The following is a 1,345-nucleotide window of genomic DNA, read 5'->3' as shown; positions in this document are numbered from 1 at the left end:
CGACCAGGATCTCGCGTTTTCCTGCGTGGTTTGCGGGTCCGACGATGCCTTCGTTCTCCATGCGCTCCATGAGGGATGCGGCGCGGTTGTAGCCGATCTGCAGGCGGCGCTGGATGTAGGAGGTGGAGGCCTTGCGGTCGCGCAGGACGATGGCCACCGCCTGGTCGTAGAGATCGCCGCCCGGCGCGCCGAAGGAGGTGTTGTCGAACACCGCCCCGCCGTCCTCGCCTGCGGCGCCCTCCTCGTCGGCGACCACCGCGTCGAGATACTGCGGCCGCCCCTGTGCCTTCAGGTGCGCCACGACCTTCTCCACCTCCTCGTCCGACACGAACGGCCCGTGCACGCGCATGATGCGCCCGCCGCCGGCCATGTACAGCATGTCGCCCTGGCCCAGCAGCTGCTCCGCCCCCTGCTCGCCCAGGATGGTGCGGCTGTCGATCTTCGACGTCACCTGGAAGGAAATGCGCGTCGGGAAGTTCGCCTTGATCGTGCCGGTGATCACGTCCACCGACGGGCGCTGCGTGGCCAGCACCACGTGGATGCCCGCCGCGCGCGCCATCTGCGCCAGACGCTGGATGGTGCCCTCGATCTCCTTGCCCGCCACCATCATCAGGTCGGCCATCTCGTCGACGATGACCACGATGTACGGCAGAGGCTCGAGGTCCATCACCTCCTCCTCGTACACCGCCTCGCCGGTCTGGCGGTCGAAGCCGGTCTGCACCGTGCGCGTGATGACCTCGCCGCGGGCCCTGGCCTCGGCGACGCGGGCGTTGAAGCCGTCGATGTTGCGCACGCCGAGCTTCGACATCTTCTTGTAGCGCTCCTCCATCTCGCGCACGGCCCACTTGAGGGCGACGACGGCCTTCTTGGGGTCGGTGACGACGGGGGTGAGCAGGTGCGGGATGCCGTCGTAGATGGACAGCTCGAGCATCTTCGGGTCGACCATGATCAGGCGGCACTCCTCCGGCCGGAGGCGGTAGAGGAGGGACAGGATCATGGTGTTGATGGCGACGGACTTGCCCGATCCGGTAGTGCCGGCGACGAGCAGGTGGGGCATGCGGGCGAGTTCGGCGATGACGGGCTCGCCGCCGATGGTCTTGCCGAGGCACAGGGCGAGCTTGTAGCGGGTCTCCTCGAAGTCCCTGGAGGCGAGGAGCTCGCGCAGGTAGACGGTCTCGCGCCTTGCGTTGGGCAGCTCGATGCCGATGGCGTTGCGGCCTGGCACGACGGCGACGCGCGCGGAGACGGCGCTCATGGAGCGGGCGATGTCGTCGGCAAGGGAGATGACGCGCGAGGACTTGGTGCCCGGCGCCGGCTCGAACTCATAGAGCGTCACCACCGGGCC

1 protein-coding gene is annotated in these 1,345 nt (G+C 68.4%); it reads right to left on the bottom strand.

The window, feature by feature from the left end; genetic code table 11:
* A partial coding sequence (locus HNQ73_RS17805) for a DNA translocase FtsK (RefSeq protein WP_277355660.1) occupies window positions 1–1,345 on the bottom strand: 1,345 nt, incomplete at both ends.

The sequence above is a fragment of the Chelatococcus composti genome (assembly GCF_014201415.1).
Lineage (GTDB): Bacteria > Pseudomonadota > Alphaproteobacteria > Rhizobiales > Beijerinckiaceae > Chelatococcus_A > Chelatococcus_A composti.
Note: the sequence above shows the minus strand (reverse complement) of the source record. Positions and strands in the feature narration are given on the sequence as shown.